Here is an 18,585-nt window from a genome sequence, read left to right as displayed (position 1 = left end):
CTCCTAGCGAAGCCACTTAACAGCTTGTATCTCCGTTCCTTGTTCTGGTGCAGAATCTAATTTAAATTCATCCATCAATCTTCTGACGCCCGGCAAGCCTGCTCCGAGGCCGCCTGATGTAGAAAATCCGTCTTCCATCACTTTACGTATATCCATGATGCCAGGCCCCTCATCGGCTGCGATGACTTTGAGTCCACGCTTTCCGCGCTCCATCACTTCTTCTATACAGATCTGACCTTTACCAGCGTATAAATAGATGTTTCGAGCTAATTCTGAAATGGCCGTCGTAATTCTTGCTTGGTCAACTGTTCCAAAACCAAGTTCTTTTGCAACATTGCGCCCCAATTGTCTTGCTGCGACTATATCCCATTCCGTCAATATTTTCACACAGGATTGGTCTTTCATATCTATTCCCCCAATTCCCGCTTCAGTGTCTCAAGCCCTTGTTCAAGATCTAGTGCTGTTTGAATTTCTTCCAGCGATATACCAAGTTCAATGAGCGTCACAGCGACTGCCGGCTGTATTCCTGTTAATACAACTTTTGCCCCCATGAGCTTGGACATGGTGATCACATCGCCTAATACCTTAGCGATAAATGAATCAATCATATCGACGGATGTTAAGTCAATGACAACACCGTTTGCTCCTGTTTCATGAATTTTATTCAGTAAGTCTTCTTGAAAGTGAAGAGCTGTTTGATCATCAAGCTCCCACTGTATTGAAATCAGAAGACAATTATATAATTTTAAGATTGGAATCTTCTGGTGATTTCTCAATTGGTTATCCCTCCAATGAAACAATTTTTCGATTTGTCATTTCCAAAGCAGTTTGAATTCCTTTTTGAAGGGTATTCTTTGTTGTAACCTGAGATAAATCAATTCCAAGGTTAACGATCGTTTGGGCTATTTCTGGGCGAATACCGACAAGTAAACACTTCGCTCCTACTAATCTCACAGCCTCTGACGCTTGAATAATATGGTGTGCCACCATTGTGTCTACGACAGGTACACCCGTGATATCAATCAGGACGACCTGTGAGCGATGTTTGACGACACCATTAAGCAGGTTCTCCATAATTTTTTTCGCACGATCTGTATCAATTGTTCCAACGAGCGGCATGACGGTGATGTGCTCAAATACAGGGATGAGCGGGGCAGAAAGTTCCTGCAGCGCAATTTTTTGAAGGCTGACGGTTTTTTCCCATGAGATGGAGTACTGGTTTAAGATCTCGTTATGGATGGGTGTGATGAATCGATCGATTTGCCAAATGAGGTCATGACTTTCTTGTGTTGTATCTTTGTCATCGTTCATTTTTTCATATAAATGTGTACGGATTTCCGTTAGGCCGTTTGCCAGTAACTTAAGTGATATACCCATTTGAACAATTTTTAAAGCAAGAGTTTGCACTTTTTCTTCAAACTCCTCATGATCCCCCTCTGAAAGAGATGTAATGATGAGTTGAACATACTCCGAACAGATGGTTTCATACATTTTGTCGTTCAGCATCATGTCCGTTTCTTTTTCTCCGAGTCGTTTTAAAATGTCCGTCCACTCTTTTTCTAATTCCTTTTGATGCTTTCTTGCAAAAGCTAACACGATATGATTCGACATGTTTTACCCCCTACTTACATTTAAAGCAATTCTTTAGTCTTTCTTCATTATAACGTTAATAAAAATTGAACACAAAAAAAGTTGCTCCCAATAGAGCAACCAAGTCTCACCATATTAAAAATCAATAAGAGCCAAACTAACTTGTAAGGCTTCATCAACCTTCTCCATCATCTCATCATCAAGATGTGTGATTTTATCTGTCAATCTTTGTTTATCGATTGTACGAATTTGTTCCAAAAGAATGACAGAATCTCGTTCAAAGCCGTACCGCTTTGCATTAATTTCGACGTGAGTCGGTAATTTCGCTTTTTGTATTTGGGCTGTTATGGCTGCAACGATAGCAGTCGGGCTGAAGCGATTTCCAATGTCATTTTGAATCACCAATACCGGGCGAACCCCGCCCTGCTCGGAGCCAACAACAGGAGATAAATCAGCAAAGTAAACATCACCGCGTTTAACAATCAAATGTTTAACCCCCGCTGACTAATCGCTCAACTGTATTCTCAGCCTCAAACTCTGCGTATTGTGCTTCTGAAGAGATATTCAGATTAATTTTCGCCATCTCCATGTAGCCGCGTCTCATCGATTCACGATTTTGTCGAATATTACGTTCACGAATATACGTTTTTGTCGCTCGGTAGATCAATTCATTTCTTGTTACCTTATCCTGCTCTGCTACTCGTTCGATCTCAGACATTAAAGTCTCCGGCAGTCGAATCTTCATTTCGTTTGTTGCGCTGGATTCAGACAAAAAACATACACCTCCACAAAACTTACGGATACCGTATCGATCCATTCCAAGACTAATCATACCATTATTCAATGCACAAGCAAAGCTGTTTTTTCATGATTTCTTATTAGAACATGAAGCGGCTCGCCACCCGTAAATCAAGATGATAATGGAGTTCCTCCTTCCCATTATACGCCTTTTTCCGAAAATCATACGGTATTTCCAAAATCTCTAAAAAAGGGAGAATGTTTACCCTACTTTTGTCGAATAAAAAAGAACGAAGTCAGTTTGACTATCGTTCTTTTGAATGTGTTTATAAAAAACTTGGCCCGCCTTGGAGGAGCGGGTTCCGTACATGCACTCTTTTGCCGTCTTCTATATATACTCTTGGAACACGGTGGCCAATCGAGCACGTGACTTCATAGTTAATGGTTTCAAGCCTTTTGGCGATTTCATCGACTGGTATCATGTCTTCTCCTTGCTTACCAATTAAAACGACCGGCTCCCCTACTGGAAGCTTGTCTTTCAGTTCAACCATGAATTGATCCATACAAACCCTTCCGGCGATCTTCCGGCGCTTTCCGCCAACAAGTACTTCCGTTCCTGCCAGCTTCCGGATCCATCCATCTGCATAGCCAACTGGAACCGTGCCGATCCACGTATCTTGATTGGCTGTATACGTTGCCCCGTAGCTGACACTCTCACCCTTTTGAATGTGCTTCACATGGGCAAGTTTTGTATGAAGAGACATAGCTTCTTCTAGCTTGAAAGGCAGTTCATCCTTGATTTCTTCTGACGGCGACAGCCCGTACATACTGATGCCGAAGCGAACCATATTAAACAAGACGTCTTTAAACCTTAGACCTGCTGCACTGTTGGCGCAATGAACGAGCAGCTTGTCCGTATGAAGCGGCTCAAGCAGTGTTTGAAAGGTGTCGACCTGCCGATCAAAGTAGGCCTCATCCTTTTCATCTGCTGTCGCAAAGTGAGTAAATACGCCTTCCAGCTGTAAATAAGAGTGCTCGCTGACAAGCTTTTTCACTTCGTTCACTTGCTCAATCGTTTTCACACCTAATCTGTTCATTCCGCTGTCTATTTTCAAATGAAATCGTATAGGCTGTCCCATCTGCCCTTTCATCATGTTGGTGACATCTCTCAGCCAATCGATGGAGTATGCAGTCATGATGACATTGTATCGAACGGCGACTTTGACATATTCCGGCGGTACAGCGCCGAGTACCAGTATTGGTGCTTTGATGCCTTTATTTCTTAAAGAAACGGCCTCATCTAAAAAGGCGACGGCTAATACGTCTGCTCCTGCTTTGAGAGCAGCTCTTGCCACTTCTATATCTCCATGTCCATATGCATTGGCTTTCACCACAGCCATTAGTTGAACACTTTGACCGATATGATCTTTCATATGTGAAACATTATGCTTGATTGCTGATAAATTAATTTCTGCCCATGTGTCTCTATAAAAGGCATTTGTGTCCATCCGTCACACTTCCCTATTGAATGATTCAATCCCCTCATATGATACTAAAAATCAGGAATAAAGTGAAACAAATCAAAGAAAATCAGCCCTTGTATAGAGCTGATGTTTCATTTCTAAGGCTCTCGCCTGAGGTATTTATTTAGCTGACTGGCCTTCTACACTCTTTGCAACCATCAAGAGCTCTTCCTTCGATAGATCACTTGAAGAAATCAAGTAGTCCACTCCGTCAGATGTCCATGAAAGGGATTGATCTGTGAGAACCCCAACTGTCATGCCAAGGTCGACTGGCTCGCCGTTCATTGTCACAGGCGTAGATGCTTCAGCGACTCTCGCTTTTTCCTGAATGAGTGTGAAGGATTTCTTTCCGCCATACGTCATCACATAACGCTTCCCGGCATCTGTCATCATTTCTTTCTCTTCCATCTTTTTCACACCCTCTGGCATGTCAACTGGTGTTTTCACCGCAAAGCTGTCAGATGGGTCTGCACTTGTGGCAACATCCATTTGAGAGAGTGTCATGTTTTTCTTCTCATCAAATGCATCTTTGTCGAAGGATTTATTGAATTCAAAGTGAGAGAATTCCACTTTCACCATTGGCTTTTTGTCGCTATCCAGCACTTTCACACTGGCAGGCGCCATTGTTTTTTTATGAAAGATAATCTCTTGGGTAGGCAGCATTTGGTTGTGCTGATAATTGGTTTTGGTTTCGAACACATACTTTGAATCTTTCGCTTTGAACTGAGCGGCACTGTCATTCTTAATATCCTTCACGAGTGACTCAAATAAGTAGACCTGACTGCTATTATTTGGCCAATCACTGTGGAAACGGAAGCTCTTGTTCAATGAAGGTGTCAGCACAAACACACCATTGCCATTTCTTAAAATGACTTGACTCTGATCCTTTTTCGGATTTTCTAAATAGACACGGTAAAGTTCCGGCTTCTTGTACCAAATTTCTACCTGATACTCCTGCGGGTCATTTCCTGTCTCAATGGTCATTTTTGCTTTGGCTTTGTATGATGTCATTTCCTCTGCCTTTTTGTTTAAATCTCCAACGATATCCTTCTGAGATTTTTGACCGCATGCGGAGAGAATCAGTACAAAAAGGATTCCCGTTACAAGCAAAACAAAGCTTTTTCTCACCCTTTTCAACCCCTTCGTTAATTGTGTTAAAAGGAAGAAACCGCTTGTTTGACTTTAACAGTACGCCTCAAGAGTTAACTGCGTACCGCGAACCATCAAAGCCTGTTAGCAACTCGCCCTTCCTTATCGCACTACCCAATATATGAAGAGGGGACAAACAATATGCAGACTAGCTTGACAACCTTTCAATTAAAACTTGTGCAGCCGCATATTCTTTCGTGTGAGTGATCGACACATGAACCTGATCACCATTCGTCTTTTCGCTTTTGATGAAGGGTTTTCCATGTTCGTCTTTCTGGATTTCCATGTCATGAAAGCTTAAATACGAGCCGATTCCCGTTCCGTATGCTTTAGCGAAAGCTTCCTTTACTGCAAAACGTCCCGCCAAAAATTCCAGCTGCCTCTTTTCACTAAGTGCGTGAAAGATGTCTTGTTCACTTAACGTTAAAATTCGTTCTGGCAAACGGGGCTGTCTACTAAGCACGCGCGCGAGCCGGTTAATTTCTACTATATCAATGCCTATTCCTTTGATCATGAGGTACCTCCTATGATACTCGTACTAATTTGGATGTTCTCTTCATAAACGTGTTACTATAAACTTACCATTATCTAGTCAAAAGGGGTTTGTTATGTTTATTCGAACGGAGAGCTTTCAACAATTTATTAGATCGTATCCAATCGTCACAACGATCCTTGCTTTGCAATTTGGTCTATGGCTTATATTTGCGCTTCCTATCCCTCTTATACAGCTTGGTCACGACCATCTCGTCGGTTTCAATTATGGTGTAGCTGCTGGAGAATGGTGGCGACTCGTCACACCTGTTTTCCTTCACGGAAGTCTGACCCATATTTTGTTCAATTCAATGTCATTGTTCTTATTCGCTCCAGCGCTTGAGCATTTGCTTGGGAAGGTTCGATTTCTGATCATCTATCTTGGTGCAGGGTTCATTGGTAATCTCGGAACCTATTGGGTCGAGCCTTTAGAGTATGTACATGTCGGCGCTTCTGGTGCGATCTTCGGTTTGTTTGGCGTTTATTTATACCTTGTTCTATTTAAACCGCATATGATGGACCGCGGCAATTCTCAGGTAATCTTAACGATTCTTGCAGTCTCTGTCATCATGACGTTCGTCAACTCAAACATCAATATCATGGCTCACTTATTTGGATTGATCGGCGGCATGCTCCTAGCACCTCTTACGCTATTTTTCCATTCAAAAAAAAGACACTATTAACCTCATAAAAAATGTCGATCACTCCAATGAACAGGAAGCGGATCGACATTTTTGTGTTTAAGTTGATTTATTTTTTTCATACGAATACCAATCCATTACACGTGCTGCATCTTCTTCCTCAAGGTGATGCACACCAAACGAATCAAGCAGCGCAGAGGATTTCACAAAGGTGTGAATACTCGCCACCCGGCCTTTCTTTTGGAAGAAAGATTGCGTCATCGTATAGTTTTGCATTCGTTTTCTCAAGACAATGCCAGTGGTTTTGCCAATGCCTCTTGATGTCAGTTGAATCAATGGATCTTTGATCGTATAGCCTGATTGTTTATAAGCTAAATAACCAAAAACCAAAGCAATCGGAAGCGGAATGAGGGCCAAATACCCCCATGGCGGAAAACGGACAGATAGGATTACGCCGACAAGTAATGGCACAAAGCCGAAAGAGATCAGGTAGCGCTTGAGTGAACGCTTTGGCACCTTTTTCAGTTCAGATTCTGGCTCCAAATGATAATCATCTGTGAATTGAGAGAGCAGTTCGTTGATTTTTTTCTTCCGAATCAGTGGAAATAAGACGGAAGAGGTTTCTTTTTCTGTAATAGAACCTCCTGCACTCACAAGCATCACCGTTGCAAAGCCAAAGGGTTCACGAAGAATATTTTCTTTGATTTTCACTGCTTGAATTCTCGCAAGCGGAATGGTCATTTGATGCCTTTCGATGAGCCCTCTTGTGATGATGATGTCTTTCCCTTTTCGTTTTGCGTTAAAATTCGCATATTGAAGGGCTGTTACCCCAACACTAAGAATCCACGCAATCAATACGGCAATAAATATGAGAATCGCATAAATCTCAATACTCGCATGACTTAAAAAAGAAAACCGCTTGACGAATCCGTCCAAAGGAAGAATTTCATCTATTTGTGTGTAAATGGCGAGACACCCAGAAATAATGACTCCGATCCCGCTTGAAGTGGTCGCAGCCAAAAGCAGCTCTGGTATACCCATCCGGTAGGAAACATTGATTTCTTTTTCTACAGGTTGCTGCGCTGTCAGAGGATCATGCGGGACAGCTCCATTTTCATCCACCATTTCTTCTTGCTGCAAGCTTTTCTTCCGATTGAAAATCGATTGCTTTAATTGTTCCGCTTCTGCTTTTGTAATCGCCGTCAGACTCACTTCTGGACCGTCTGTTCCTCCAGCTGTTTCGATTTGAACCCTCACCAAACCAAAAATCCGCTGGAAGATACCTTCACTTGTATTCACCGTTTGAATTCGTTCTAACGAAATATATTTTTTCTTTTTTGTGATGACGCCCGATTCCACGCGAAATTCATCATCTTCCATTCGGTAGGTGAAGCGCCTCCATGCTAAAACAGTTAAAACAGCTTTCCATAAAAGAAGCACACCAAGAATGATAAATGCATAAAAACGAATGCTCGAATTCGAGTTCACAAAAATAAGCACGAAAAAAGGGATAATGAAGTTTTTGATCATGGATACGGCATCTGAGATAAAATCAATGAACATCGAGATTGGATGTACACGTTTTGGTTCAGACATCATCTTCCGTCACCCTTGCTAAACGAGATATGTAATCACGAAGCTCATCTGCTTCTTCTAATTCTAGCGCCGGTATATCATGAACTGTGGCAGCAGTCGATATTTGAACAGATGCCAAACGGTAGCGCCTTAAAAGCGGCCCTTGTGATGTATCGACATGCTGGACACGCACCATCGGTACAATCACACGTGTGACACGAATGAGCCCATGCTGAATTTCAATTTCATTTTCGAATACTTCGTAGCGCCAGATGCGATGACGGATTTTCGGTATAAGCCAAATGCCAAAAATGACCTGTAAGACCCATAAACCGGCGAGGATGGCGCCAATCCAATATGGCCATTGAAGATAATAACTAGCAACAAATACCCCAATGATGATGAGTAAGAAAATCAATGAGATAATTCCATTTTGAAGACGCCATACCTTTAAACCATTTAAACTAATTTGACGTTGCGGCTGTTTTCTCACATTCTTCCCCCATTCTCTTACTTTTCTATCAATATATTACGAAAGAAAGCCTAAAAAGTTTCAGTAAACCTGTTAAAAAAAGCGAACCCTGCAAAGGATTCGCTTTTGAATTAGTTGTTATAAGATTTCTTTTGACGGCGATCGCTAGAAGAACGATTGCGGTCATTTGAAGAACGCTTTTTATCACCGTAAGATGAACGGCTTTTCCCGCGATAGCCGCCGCCTCCGCCGCCACTCTCTCTACGTTTAGAAGAGCTGCGGTTGTTACGATTGCGTTTTGAAACCATTGGTGCTTCATCTGTCAAACGAACAGGCGTTGCATCCGGTTCTTTTGTCATCATTTTGATGGCAGCCGCAACCACTGTGACAGAATCATGATCTTCTAGCAATTCAGCAGCAGCTGTCATGTAGAAGTTTAAGTTGTTTTCACTGATGATGGTGCGCAGACGATCAATAGTTACTTGCTGTTGACCTTCAATTGCTTCATCTAGAGTTGGTTCTTTCATACGTTCCATTTTACGTTTAGTCGTTTGCTCAATCGCACGAAGCATATCTTTTTCACGCGGTGTGATGAATGTCACCGCCATACCTGTACGTCCAGCACGTCCAGTACGTCCAATACGGTGTACGTAGCTTTCTGGATCTTGTGGTACGTCAAAGTTATACACGTGTGTTACGCCTGAGATATCAAGTCCACGTGCTGCAACGTCTGTTGCTACAAGCACATCGATTGAACCTTCTTTGAATTTACGAAGCGCAACCATACGTTTCGCTTGAGTCAAGTCACCATGAATTCCTTCAGCTGTATAACCTCTAAGGTTAAGTGCTTCAGTCAATTCGTCAACGCGGCGTTTTGTACGGCCGAAGACAATTGAAAGCTCAGGTGATTGAATGTCAAGAAGACGAGTCAATGTGTCAAATTTCTTACGCTCGTGGATATCCAAGTAGAACTGTTGGATGTTAGAGACAGTCATTTCTTTTGCTTTTACTTTTACGTGTTCTGGGTTTGTCATGAAACGTTCTGCAATGCGCTTAATTGGTGCAGGCATTGTCGCAGAGAATAAAAGTGTTTGGTGTTCACTTGGTACATTTGAAAGGATCGATTCAATGTCTTCGATGAAACCCATGTTTAGCATTTCGTCTGCTTCATCAAGCACAACAGTTTCAACATTTTGAAGACGCATTGTACGACGGTTAATGTGATCGAGTAAACGTCCTGGAGTCCCTACGATGATATGAGGATTTTTCTTGAGCGAACGGATTTGACGACCGATATCTTGTCCACCGTAAATCGGAAGTACGCGCGCACGCTTGTCTTGGCCAATTTTGTATAGCTCTTCAGATACTTGAATCGCTAATTCTCTTGTTGGCGCAATGATAATCGCTTGGATATTTGGAGACGCTGGGTCAATTTTTTCTACAAGAGGAATACCAAACGCTGCAGTTTTTCCTGTTCCTGTTTGTGCTTGTCCAATGACATCTTTATTCTGAAGACCGAGAGGAATTGTTTCCGCTTGAATCGGTGTTGCTTCTTCAAATCCCATGCGGTTAATAGCTTTCATGAGACTTTCGCTTAATTGAAAATCTTGAAACGTTATAGTCAAATTATTCAAACTCCTTCTAATTGCTGTTTCAGTAATCTCGTGAATGATCATTAAAAACTGCCCTTTTCTGAAAGGACAGGTCCATTATATACAAAGCCCGAATTACCCTACCTTATATCTTACCATTACACTATTTGTTTTTCAACAAGACAGAAATGGATATATCTACTGTTCCACAATGACAGATTCACCATCACTTTGATCGCCATCCATCCATTTCCACTTTTCGAACAGTTGAATTTTTCCGTTATCCAACTGATTAGGTGTAGAATTGCAAGACCCGCTTCTCATGCTGCCGTCTTTGCTGACATGGTGGTACCTAAAATGAAGTGTTCCATCCTCATTTACAGTTCCTACAAGTACACCAGATACAATACTGCCGCCTTGATACGTGCCCGTTAATATATTCCCGTCCTGACGATATTGAAATACGGTGCCTACCGATACTTCTCCGTTACTCGAATTAGACTGCGGGACAAAGGTTTTTCCGTCATATTGAAACAACCGAATCAACCACCTTTTCTTTCCTATTGTACCATAGGCTTGTCACTCATTCGACAAAAATGATGTAATTTTTAACAAGTGGGATTCAATTTATATTAGTTTAGCCACATTTTCGCTTTTCTATAGATTAAATTGTTTTTTTAAGAAATTCCTCTACTTTTTCAAACAATTGCTGTGCACATGGCTCGTGACAAACATGATGTTTACAATCAGGTAAATAAAACATTTCTTTCTGACGGGACGGGATTTTATGATCAATAAATTGTGCACTAGAAGCTGGCACAATCCCATCGCTTTCCCCTTGAACAATTAACACAGGGAGGTGAAGTTTCTCAAGAGAGCTCTTCGTTTGCTTCACCAGCTTCATAAATTCAACAGCGGCTGACAGCGGTGTGCTCGTTAGCTTATGACGGTATCTATCATACAAAGGGTTCGTATCAATTAGCCCAGACAATGATTCTTTCACCATCTGCCTTGTGTCTTGAATCATTTGTTTTGGATTCACATATTTCGCCGCAGCACTTAAAAGGACGAGACGAGCAACTGGATACTTCGCTGCAAGATAAGCAGCAATCATTCCTCCCATAGAAAACCCGATCAAAAAAATGGTATCACATGTTCGGTAAAGAGAAAGAAGTTCTAATTCAGCTGTCGCAATCCATTCTTGATAGAGAATACCTTTTAGCTGAAGTTCATCTCCATGCCCCGGAAGCGTGACAGACTGAACGTTCCAATCTGTCTTCTGCTTTAAATATTGCGCTAGCGGTTCCACTTCATAGGGGGCGCCAGTAAATCCATGTATACAGAGACAGCCAATCATTCTGTCACCTTCTTTGCCGCTCTCTTTTTATAGTGCAGTAATGATTTCTTCTAATCTCATGCCGCGTGAGGCTTTGACGAGAACAACATCGTCAGGACCTGCTACGTCAGCAAGTTTTTTCTTCAGTTCCTCTTTGTCCATAAATGAGAACACACGCGCATCACCGAATGATTTCTTTGCTCCTTCAGCGATGAATGCACCTAGGCGGCCATACGTCATCACATGATCGATAAATTCAGGCTTGATGTAGCGGCCTAGTTCATAATGATACGTTTCTTCTTCGCTACCCATCTCTAGCATGTCTCCAAGGACAAGAATGCGATTTGCGAAGCCGTCCATATCTCCTACAAGATCAATGGCAGCTTTCATGGAAGTAGGGCTTGCATTATATGCATCATTGATAACAGTGATTCCTTTTTCTGTTTTAAACAGTTCAAGACGCATTCCTGTTAATTTTGTTTGCATGAGTCCTTGGGCAATTTGTCTTTCATTCAGTCCGAAATGCTGACCTATGGCAATGGCAGCAAGGGCATTCTTCACATTATGTTTCCCTAATACAGGAATGAGAAACCCCTGGGCATACCCTTCGACCTGAAATTCAGTTCCTTCTGCAAGCTGGTTGATATGCGTTACCTTGATATCACAGTCCTCTGCTTCTCCAAAGGTTTTCACTTGCTGCGAAAGTACAGTCGCTCTCTCGCGGATCAAGGGTTCATCACCTAAATAATAAAAGGTGCCATCCTTTTTAAGCCCTTTTGTGATCTCATATTTTGCATCAGCAATGGCTTCTCTTGATCCTAAATCTTGCATATGAGATTCTCCGATATTGGTGATGACTGCTGCATCAGGCTCAGCTAGGTTTGACAAGAACTCGATCTCTCCTGTTGCGCTCATGCCCATCTCTAATACAGCTATCTCTGTACCTTCTGGCATCGCAAGAATGGTGAGCGGAAGACCGATATGATTATTAAAGTTACCGTCTGTTTTATGAACTTGATACGTTGTTTGTAAGACGGAATGAATCATATCTTTCGTTGTCGTTTTCCCGTTACTTCCTGTAATACCGACAACACGAGGGTTTTCTTCTTTTAAATACGATTTTGCCAATTGCTGAAGTGCTGCCAGAGTATCATCGACAAGAATGACAGGTACGCCTTCAGGTGGATTGGTTTGTTTTTGATTCCAAAAAACAGCTGCGGCTCCAAGCTCCACTGCTTTAGAAGCAAATGTGTGACCGTTAAAATGTTCTCCAATTAGGGGGATAAACAATGCACCTTTTGATACTTTTCGTGTATCTGTTGTCACTCCGTGAATTTGCTCTTCGCCAAAAGCTTGATTAGATAGTGTCCCACCAGCCATTTGGGCGATTTGTTTCACTGTACGTTTGATCATGATTTTTCGCCTCTCTTTCTCAATTCAAGTTTGAAGGAAAAGAGACACTACCTAAGGATAGTGTCTGCTTGTTGCTCACATTAAAAAGTCGTTTTAATGGTTTGTTTTTCTTGATGGCGTTCAATTGCAAGTGACACTAGCTTTTCAATGAGCTCTGGATACTCTACACCAGTGTGCTTCCAAAGCAGCGGGAACATACTGAATGGTGTGAATCCAGGCATTGTATTCACTTCATTGATCAACACTTCACCTTTTTCTGTGAGGAAGAAGTCTGCACGTACAAGACCCGAACCATCTAGGGATTTAAATGCCTTAATCGCCATATCATGAATCGTCTTGTATTCATCCTCTGACACACTTGCAGGAATGATCAAATCTGTATCGCCATCTTCATATTTTGCTTTGTAGTCATAAAAATCTGTTTTAGGTGCAATTTCACCAACGACAGAGCATTTCGGCTCGTCATTTCCTAATACACCAATCTCGATTTCTCTTCCTACGACGCCTTCTTCTACGACCACACGACGATCATATTGGAAAGCTAAGTCGAATGCGGTTTGCAGCTCTTCTTTGCTGCGGCATTTGCTTATTCCAACACTTGATCCCATGTTGGCAGGTTTCACAAAGCATGGATAGCCAAGTACTTGTTCTACCTGTTCTAAGCTGTCTGGTGTGGCTTTCTCATAGTCTTTTTTATTAAAGGAAAGGTGCTTCGCTTGTGCAAGTCCTGCTTGAGCAAAAACATCTTTCATCATGACTTTATCCATACCCGCGGCAGAAGCAAGAACGCCGTTGCCGACATATGGGATATTTAGCAGTTCAAGTAATCCTTGCATCGTTCCATCTTCACCATTTGGCCCGTGCAATAATGGGAAGACAACATCAATCTTCTCATCAGCGGATGCAGGCTGTGGAAACATGCTCTCATTTAAAGAAGTTGGTAAAAACGCCTTAGCATTCTGTTCAAATTGAAGCATTCTGACGTTTGATACTGGTTCAGTGAGTTTTTCTCCTCTTAGCCATTCGCCCTCTTCTGTAATATAAATTGGATGTATATCGAACTTCTCAGTGTTAAGTGCTTTTGTAACTGCAAGGGCTGTTTGCAGTGATACATTATGTTCGGCTGACTTTCCGCCGTAAATCAATCCTAAACTTATTTTCAATGGATACTCCCCCCACTAAAATTCATCTTTACTATCTTATCACTTTCAAGCAAAAATGCTCTAATTAATTTTTTGTTGTTAGGGAATTGAAATGATTTGTAAAGTTGTAAGCGCCTCCCGAGCATTTGTATGTCATTCGCCTTTATTTTATATTAAAATGACATTGAAAAGGAGTTGTGACAAATTGAAAAAAATCACAAGTACTGAACAATTCAATGAAATCATTCAATCTGACAAAGAAGTCATCGTTAAATTCTTTGCAACATGGTGTCCTGACTGTACAAGAATGGACATGTTCATTCCAGACATCTTAGAGGCATATGCTCACCATGAATGGTTTGAAATAAACAAAGATGATTTCCCTGAATTAGCAGAAACGTATCAGGTCATGGGTATTCCAAGCCTGTTAATTTTCAAAAATGGCGAAAAAACAGGTCATTTACACAGCGCAAACGCAAAATCACCTGAAGAAGTGACAGAGTTTCTTCAAGGGCACGTTTCTTAAATCGTGAAACGAAGGACATCAGCTAACACTTGCTGGTGTCTTTTTTTCTCCATCCCTTACATCAAATCTCCTCATAAGACGATTTGATCAATCAAAACGTTTCAACGAGCGAAAGAATGTTTTATATAGATGCTTCTCTTACGACAAGAAATGACAGGAATTATTTCCTGGGAAAGAATGAGCGTCGACTAGGCATCGAATTTGTCGATTACGTGAATTTTCTGAATATAATCTTTACTTCCGACATTGCGCTTTGTATAATAGAGGTGCTAATTGAAAATGATTATCAATTTCATCTATGTGGAATCCTATAGACGTCTATTCTTATAAAGGAGCGATGAGTCACATGTCTAAGAAGAAAATCAAAACGTATCAGCAATTGATTGAAGAGAACAAGAAAGCCATCATGCGCGATCCTAAAATGATGGAAAGTATATACGAAACGATCGACAAAAAGCATCAGAAGCAGCTTGCAGCTGCTGGACGCGAATCATAAACATAGGGGGGAGCAGTCAAAGCTGGCTGCTCCTCTCTTTTGTCTTTTCCAACAAAAAAAGCCAATAAAATCTATGCTTTGATTTTATCGGCTTTTGTTTTAATGTGATTTCGCTACACGGTCCTGCTTCATTCCTAAATAAATGAGCATATATGTGAGATAACCCATTGTCATTGTTAAACCACCGAAGAAGAACTGAGAAAAGACAGGCTCCTCAAATGTTGTGACAGCAGCAAGAATGATCCAGCTCGCATATAAATAAACCATGAACCATTTCATGTTTTTTTTCAGTGTATACAGAAAGAAAAGACCCGCTAACGAAAAGATTCCCAGCGCTAGTCTGAAATAAATAAGATGATCAAACTGGAAGGCAAAAGACACGAACGAAAACGATAGCAGCAACAAAATAGGTAAAGCCGTAATGAAATTTTTCACGATAGTGCCACCTCCAAGACTCCATCTTATTATAAGACAAAATCAGCCGGTTATCGTGAAATGCAGACTCATTTTCACAAAGATGTCACGAATTTTTCTTGTTATTTGACACAATTTTTACACATTTACATCGCGCTTCCAAAAAAGAACCCAAGCCGTGCCAACAAAGAAAACAAAATGCGCCCCTACCATAAATAGAGAAAACAAAGGGCTCATGCCATGGAAGGGTGGCGGTCCTTGAAAGCTGTACTGAGTAAAGTCCGTATTAGCAAAAAGTAGGATTTTCCCCCACTGATTTTCTAAAAGAGACATAATAGGCACAAGTGATTTAGCCGCATATAAAACAAAAAACGAGGTCACAAGCGCAACGAGGCTGTTCCTAAACAAGCTGGAACACATAAAAGCGAAGCTTGCCATCATCAACACTTCCACCCACTGAGTTCCGATCACAGCAAACGTATGCTGAAATAATCGTCCCGTACTTTCGTCAAATGCAGTACCAAAGAAAATAAGACCAAATAGGAAAGCAAGTACATAATAAAAAACAAACAAATAGATGACCGTCAGCACAAGTGTGATGTATTTTGACAGGAAAATTTGCAGCCTAGTTTTGGGCCGTATCAATAAAAACTTGATCGTTCTTTTTTGAAATTCTGTTGAGATCAAGGTCGCGCCAATGACAACTGCAAGCACCTGTAAAATAAATACGACGTTTGTGGAATAAGCAAAATAGTTGGCGACAGTGTCTTGTCCACCAAAGCTGGAAATGACTCGTTTCAATGCTAGAGCCATCGCCAATTGAAACACAACGATCAATCCAAGTGCAATGAACGTGATCTTTTTCCTTATCATTTTCTTATGCTCATTCTTGATGAGTTGAAGCATCTGCCGTCCCGCCTTCCGTCCATTTCATAAATGCCTCTTCAATTGATGGCTTTTGAGGCGTCATTTCAAGTACATCAAATCCAGCCAGAACAAGCTGTTTGTTCAGCTCAGGCACTTGCTCTTTGTTCAATTGAAGTAAAACATGCGATCCATTTCGTTCATATGTATAGTCATGTGTCTCGAGCCACGTCACTGCCTTTTCCACTGGCTGAATATTCATGAGCATCTGTTCTTTCCCCTCTATGTCCCGAAGCATGGCACTAGCTTTGATCTGTCCTTTTTGGATGATGATCATGCGGTCACATAGCTCTTCTACCTCATGCAATAAATGTGTAGCAAATAAGACGGACGTTCCTTCTTCTCGTACTAACGATTGCAAGTGCTCCCTGAATTCCTTCATACCGGCAGGATCAAGTCCATTTGTCGGTTCGTCTAAAATGAGCAGGTTCGGCTGATGTAATATGGCTTGTGCAATCCCAAGCCTTTGTTTCATCCCCAGTGAATAGGTCTTCACCTTCTGATGAATGGCGTGCTCCAGACGAACTCTTTTCACCACTTCCTGCATTCGTTCCTCCGTCACTCCATCGTGCATCGCCGCATATAGTTCAAGGTTTTCAAAGCCTGTTAAATAAGAATAAAATTCGGGATTTTCTATGATTGCACCAACAGATGACATTGCGCGTAAGAAATCCTCATCCTGTGAATATCCATTGATCATGATGCGCCCGTTGTTTTTTTTCATCAAGCCAACGATCAAACGAATCAAAGTTGTTTTTCCAGAGCCATTTGGCCCTAGTAAGCCGACGATTTCCCCCTTCCCTATTTCGATCGATATATCTTGTAAAACCATTTTCCGGCCAATTCGTTTATCGACTTTCTCTACTTTTAGAACAGCAGACTCCAACGTGGTTCCTCCTTCTGATGTAAAACCTTTGGCGGCAAATAAGGCCACTCATTCTGTTAAAAGTATATCATGCAAGACTAGGAACTCCATGAAAAAAAGGGCTGATCGAGTCAGCCCTTCTTTTACATTACATGGATAGATTCGGTGATGCTTCGTCTTTCTCGTGTTTTTTCTCCGTTTCTGTCACAATCACCGCGCATGCGGCGTCACCTGTAATATTGACAACGGTTCTTGCCATATCTAATAAGCGGTCAATACCAAGGATAAGCGCAATGCCTTCAACCGGAAGCCCAACCGAATTTAATACCATTGCGAGCATAATCAATCCTACTCCTGGTACACCGGCTGTCCCAATACTGGCTAATACGGCGGTTAATACAACTGTGAGCATTTGCATGAGCGTTAACTCCACACCAAACACTTGTGCAATAAAGATGGTTGCAACCCCTTGCATAATGGCTGTCCCATCCATATTGATCGTAGCGCCTAAAGGCTGCACGAAACTAGAAATCGGCTCAGGTACTTTCAATTTCTTTTGAGCGGTTTCCATAGAAACGGGGAGAACCGCACTACTGCTAGACGTACTAAAGGCTACGACCATCGCAGGCGAAAAGTCTTTAAAGAATGTAAATGGATTTCGTTTTGCAAATAAAGCCAAAGTTGAGCCATATGTGAGAAAGAAATGCACCAATAGTGCTACTAATACGACTGTAAAATACAGCCCCATGGCTTTAATAGCCTCAAGACCTTGGCTCCCGATAGCCGTCACAATTAATCCAAATGTCCCGTATGGAGCAAATTTCATGACCACTCCTACAAGGTACATCATGAGTTCATTGCCTTGTTCTAATATTTTGAGTATTCCTTCTGTTTTTTTGCCTAGCACTGCAATTCCTAGTCCTAAGAATACACAGAAAACAATGATTTGCAGCATATTTCCTTCAACTAAAGATTGAACTGGATTTGATGGAATGATGTTTAATAAAGTGTCTGTCGTAGATGGTGCTTCTTGAGGTTCGTATTCTGCCCCTTTAGTATCGAATGAACCAAAGGAACCCGGTTTGATTAATAATGCTAATGACATCGCAATGATAATAGCGAAGGTTGTGGTCAGTAGAAAATATAAGATGCTTTTTGCTCCAATACGCCCCAGTTTTTTTGGATCTCCGAGGCCTGCCACACCAAGTGTAATGGAAAAGAAGACGATTGGCACAACCAGCATTTTGATTAGATTTAAGAAGATTTGACCTAGAGGTGTGAATAGATAAGGATCTAACACTTTGAATACATTTGGAGCGAAAATGTTAAGCAAAAGTCCCGTGATTGCACCTACAATAAGGGCAATAATAATTTTTGTCGCCAGCTTCAATAAAATCTCCCCTTCCTCGTCAAAAAGACCCACGAGAGAGTTTTCTCGTGGGTCTGCGTGTCCTTACATATACCACCGTTTACTCTCTTCACGCCGATGAGGTTAGCTGACGGGTTAGGACGAAGAGATGTCCTTTTTTCTCAACAGAGAAAAATTCACCCCAAAAACATGGGTCCCCCATTCCTTTAGAAGGATTAAGCGTGTGGTTATTATGATATTTTCATACTATTTATACCTTATTTTTAGAAAATTGTAAACAGGTTCAAAT

22 protein-coding genes and 1 riboswitch are annotated in these 18,585 nt (G+C 41.5%); of the genes, 3 read left to right on the top strand and 19 right to left on the bottom strand.

Annotated features, from left to right (window positions below):
* Window positions 1-3: 3 nt before the first annotated feature.
* The 8 genes from MHI16_RS02550 to acpS form a co-directional block, all read right to left on the bottom strand.
* Window positions 4-405 carry an anti-sigma regulatory factor gene (locus tag MHI16_RS02550; protein ID WP_003214085.1) on the bottom strand — a complete coding sequence of 134 codons (402 nt, stop codon included), beginning with the start codon at window positions 403-405 and terminating at the stop codon, window positions 4-6.
* Window positions 406-407: 2 nt separating this feature from the next.
* Window positions 408-776, bottom strand: a complete 369-nt coding sequence (rsbS, locus tag MHI16_RS02545; RefSeq protein ID WP_058015395.1) for an RsbT antagonist protein RsbS — start codon at window positions 774-776, stop codon at window positions 408-410.
* 4 nt (window positions 777-780) lie between these two features.
* Complete coding sequence (locus tag MHI16_RS02540; protein WP_058015394.1) at window positions 781-1,611, bottom strand: RsbT co-antagonist protein RsbRA; 831 nt, start codon at window positions 1,609-1,611, stop codon at window positions 781-783.
* 114 nt (window positions 1,612-1,725) lie between these two features.
* Entirely contained in the window at window positions 1,726-2,076 is a 351-nt protein-coding gene (gene ndoA / locus MHI16_RS02535) for a type II toxin-antitoxin system endoribonuclease NdoA (protein WP_003214169.1), read from the bottom strand.
* 4 nt (window positions 2,077-2,080) lie between these two features.
* Window positions 2,081-2,362, bottom strand: coding sequence for a hypothetical protein (locus tag MHI16_RS02530; protein ID WP_012008995.1), 282 nt, complete (start codon window positions 2,360-2,362; stop codon window positions 2,081-2,083).
* 292 nt (window positions 2,363-2,654) lie between these two features.
* Window positions 2,655-3,836 (bottom strand): alanine racemase, encoded by a 1,182-nt coding sequence (gene alr / locus MHI16_RS02525; RefSeq protein WP_058015393.1) that lies wholly within the window; start codon window positions 3,834-3,836, stop codon window positions 2,655-2,657.
* A gap of 135 nt (window positions 3,837-3,971) precedes the next feature.
* Window positions 3,972-4,988, bottom strand: coding sequence for an outer membrane lipoprotein carrier protein LolA (locus MHI16_RS02520; protein WP_144463289.1), 1,017 nt, complete (start codon window positions 4,986-4,988; stop codon window positions 3,972-3,974).
* Window positions 4,989-5,148: 160 nt separating this feature from the next.
* On the bottom strand, window positions 5,149-5,514 hold the full coding sequence (gene acpS, locus MHI16_RS02515; RefSeq protein WP_058015391.1) for a holo-ACP synthase: 366 nt from the start codon (window positions 5,512-5,514) through the stop codon (window positions 5,149-5,151).
* 94 nt (window positions 5,515-5,608) lie between these two features.
* Between acpS and MHI16_RS02510 the strand changes: the two genes are divergently transcribed.
* Window positions 5,609-6,214 carry a rhomboid family intramembrane serine protease gene (locus MHI16_RS02510; protein WP_058015390.1) on the top strand — a complete coding sequence of 202 codons (606 nt, stop codon included), beginning with the start codon at window positions 5,609-5,611 and terminating at the stop codon, window positions 6,212-6,214.
* 57 nt (window positions 6,215-6,271) lie between these two features.
* Here the strand turns inward: MHI16_RS02510 and MHI16_RS02505 are convergent, their stop codons facing one another.
* The 7 genes from MHI16_RS02505 to MHI16_RS02475 all read right to left on the bottom strand — a co-directional run bounded on the left by MHI16_RS02505 (window position 6,272) and on the right by MHI16_RS02475 (window position 13,723).
* Window positions 6,272-7,771 carry a PH domain-containing protein gene (locus tag MHI16_RS02505; protein ID WP_058015389.1) on the bottom strand — a complete coding sequence of 500 codons (1,500 nt, stop codon included), beginning with the start codon at window positions 7,769-7,771 and terminating at the stop codon, window positions 6,272-6,274.
* On the bottom strand, window positions 7,761-8,240 hold the full coding sequence (locus tag MHI16_RS02500; protein ID WP_003214135.1) for a PH domain-containing protein: 480 nt from the start codon (window positions 8,238-8,240) through the stop codon (window positions 7,761-7,763). Before MHI16_RS02500 ends, MHI16_RS02505 begins: the two co-directional genes overlap by 11 nt.
* 110 nt (window positions 8,241-8,350) lie before the next feature.
* Window positions 8,351-9,844, bottom strand: coding sequence for a DEAD/DEAH box helicase (locus tag MHI16_RS02495; protein WP_058015388.1), 1,494 nt, complete (start codon window positions 9,842-9,844; stop codon window positions 8,351-8,353).
* 165 nt (window positions 9,845-10,009) lie between these two features.
* Entirely contained in the window at window positions 10,010-10,348 is a 339-nt protein-coding gene (locus tag MHI16_RS02490; RefSeq protein WP_058015387.1) for a hypothetical protein, read from the bottom strand.
* A 127-nt stretch (window positions 10,349-10,475) separates the two neighbouring features.
* Window positions 10,476-11,168 carry an alpha/beta fold hydrolase gene (locus MHI16_RS02485; protein ID WP_058015386.1) on the bottom strand — a complete coding sequence of 231 codons (693 nt, stop codon included), beginning with the start codon at window positions 11,166-11,168 and terminating at the stop codon, window positions 10,476-10,478.
* A 27-nt stretch (window positions 11,169-11,195) separates the two neighbouring features.
* The gene (gene murF / locus MHI16_RS02480; protein WP_058015385.1) at window positions 11,196-12,560 is read right to left on the bottom strand and encodes a UDP-N-acetylmuramoyl-tripeptide--D-alanyl-D-alanine ligase; all 1,365 of its coding nucleotides are present in this window, start codon (window positions 12,558-12,560) and stop codon (window positions 11,196-11,198) included.
* An 80-nt stretch (window positions 12,561-12,640) separates the two neighbouring features.
* Window positions 12,641-13,723, bottom strand: a complete 1,083-nt coding sequence (locus MHI16_RS02475) for a D-alanine--D-alanine ligase (protein ID WP_058015384.1) — start codon at window positions 13,721-13,723, stop codon at window positions 12,641-12,643.
* Window positions 13,724-13,907: 184 nt separating this feature from the next.
* Between MHI16_RS02475 and MHI16_RS02470 the strand changes: the two genes are divergently transcribed.
* Both MHI16_RS02470 and fbpB read left to right on the top strand, forming a co-directional pair.
* Window positions 13,908-14,228, top strand: coding sequence for a thioredoxin family protein (locus MHI16_RS02470; RefSeq protein ID WP_034663973.1), 321 nt, complete (start codon window positions 13,908-13,910; stop codon window positions 14,226-14,228).
* 346 nt (window positions 14,229-14,574) lie between these two features.
* Window positions 14,575-14,724 carry a Fur-regulated basic protein FbpB gene (gene fbpB, locus MHI16_RS02465; protein WP_003214266.1) on the top strand — a complete coding sequence of 50 codons (150 nt, stop codon included), beginning with the start codon at window positions 14,575-14,577 and terminating at the stop codon, window positions 14,722-14,724.
* A gap of 99 nt (window positions 14,725-14,823) precedes the next feature.
* Here the strand turns inward: fbpB and MHI16_RS02460 are convergent, their stop codons facing one another.
* From MHI16_RS02460 to MHI16_RS02445, 4 genes are all read right to left on the bottom strand, one after another.
* Window positions 14,824-15,159 carry a hypothetical protein gene (locus tag MHI16_RS02460; RefSeq protein WP_058015383.1) on the bottom strand — a complete coding sequence of 112 codons (336 nt, stop codon included), beginning with the start codon at window positions 15,157-15,159 and terminating at the stop codon, window positions 14,824-14,826.
* A 117-nt stretch (window positions 15,160-15,276) separates the two neighbouring features.
* Window positions 15,277-16,044, bottom strand: coding sequence for an ABC transporter permease (locus MHI16_RS02455; RefSeq protein ID WP_061406814.1), 768 nt, complete (start codon window positions 16,042-16,044; stop codon window positions 15,277-15,279).
* Window positions 16,022-16,948: an ABC transporter ATP-binding protein gene (locus tag MHI16_RS02450; protein ID WP_061406812.1), complete on the bottom strand. Its 927-nt coding sequence runs from the start codon at window positions 16,946-16,948 to the stop codon at window positions 16,022-16,024. The genes MHI16_RS02455 and MHI16_RS02450 overlap by 23 nt, the downstream gene beginning before the upstream one ends.
* Before the next feature lie 127 nt (window positions 16,949-17,075).
* Window positions 17,076-18,317 (bottom strand): dicarboxylate/amino acid:cation symporter, encoded by a 1,242-nt coding sequence (locus tag MHI16_RS02445; protein ID WP_058015380.1) that lies wholly within the window; start codon window positions 18,315-18,317, stop codon window positions 17,076-17,078.
* 77 nt (window positions 18,318-18,394) lie between these two features.
* A riboswitch (cyclic di-AMP (ydaO/yuaA leader) is annotated at window positions 18,395-18,528 on the bottom strand.
* Between the last annotated feature and the right edge of the window lie 57 nt (window positions 18,529-18,585).

It is taken from the genome of Bacillus sp. FSL K6-0923, from assembly GCF_038630825.1.
Taxonomy (GTDB): Bacteria; Bacillota; Bacilli; order Bacillales; family Bacillaceae; genus Bacillus; species Bacillus pumilus.
Note: the sequence above shows the minus strand (reverse complement) of the source record. Positions and strands in the feature narration are given on the sequence as shown.

What these genes read in the sequence shown, in the direction of transcription:
- fbpB (WP_003214266.1), top strand. Translation starts at nt 14,575, where the DNA reads ATGTCTAAGAAGAAAATCAAAACGTATCAGCAATTGATTGAAGAGAAC.
- MHI16_RS02510 (WP_058015390.1), top strand. Translation starts at nt 5,609, where the DNA reads ATGTTTATTCGAACGGAGAGCTTTCAACAATTTATTAGATCGTATCCA.
- acpS (WP_058015391.1), bottom strand. Translation starts at nt 5,514, where the DNA reads ATGATCAAAGGAATAGGCATTGATATAGTAGAAATTAACCGGCTCGCG.
- MHI16_RS02455 (WP_061406814.1), bottom strand. Translation starts at nt 16,044, where the DNA reads ATGCTTCAACTCATCAAGAATGAGCATAAGAAAATGATAAGGAAAAAG.
- MHI16_RS02540 (WP_058015394.1), bottom strand. Translation starts at nt 1,611, where the DNA reads ATGTCGAATCATATCGTGTTAGCTTTTGCAAGAAAGCATCAAAAGGAA.
- murF (WP_058015385.1), bottom strand. Translation starts at nt 12,560, where the DNA reads ATGATCAAACGTACAGTGAAACAAATCGCCCAAATGGCTGGTGGGACA.
- MHI16_RS02485 (WP_058015386.1), bottom strand. Translation starts at nt 11,168, where the DNA reads ATGATTGGCTGTCTCTGTATACATGGATTTACTGGCGCCCCCTATGAA.
- alr (WP_058015393.1), bottom strand. Translation starts at nt 3,836, where the DNA reads ATGGACACAAATGCCTTTTATAGAGACACATGGGCAGAAATTAATTTA.
- MHI16_RS02550 (WP_003214085.1), bottom strand. Translation starts at nt 405, where the DNA reads ATGAAAGACCAATCCTGTGTGAAAATATTGACGGAATGGGATATAGTC.
- MHI16_RS02505 (WP_058015389.1), bottom strand. Translation starts at nt 7,771, where the DNA reads ATGATGTCTGAACCAAAACGTGTACATCCAATCTCGATGTTCATTGAT.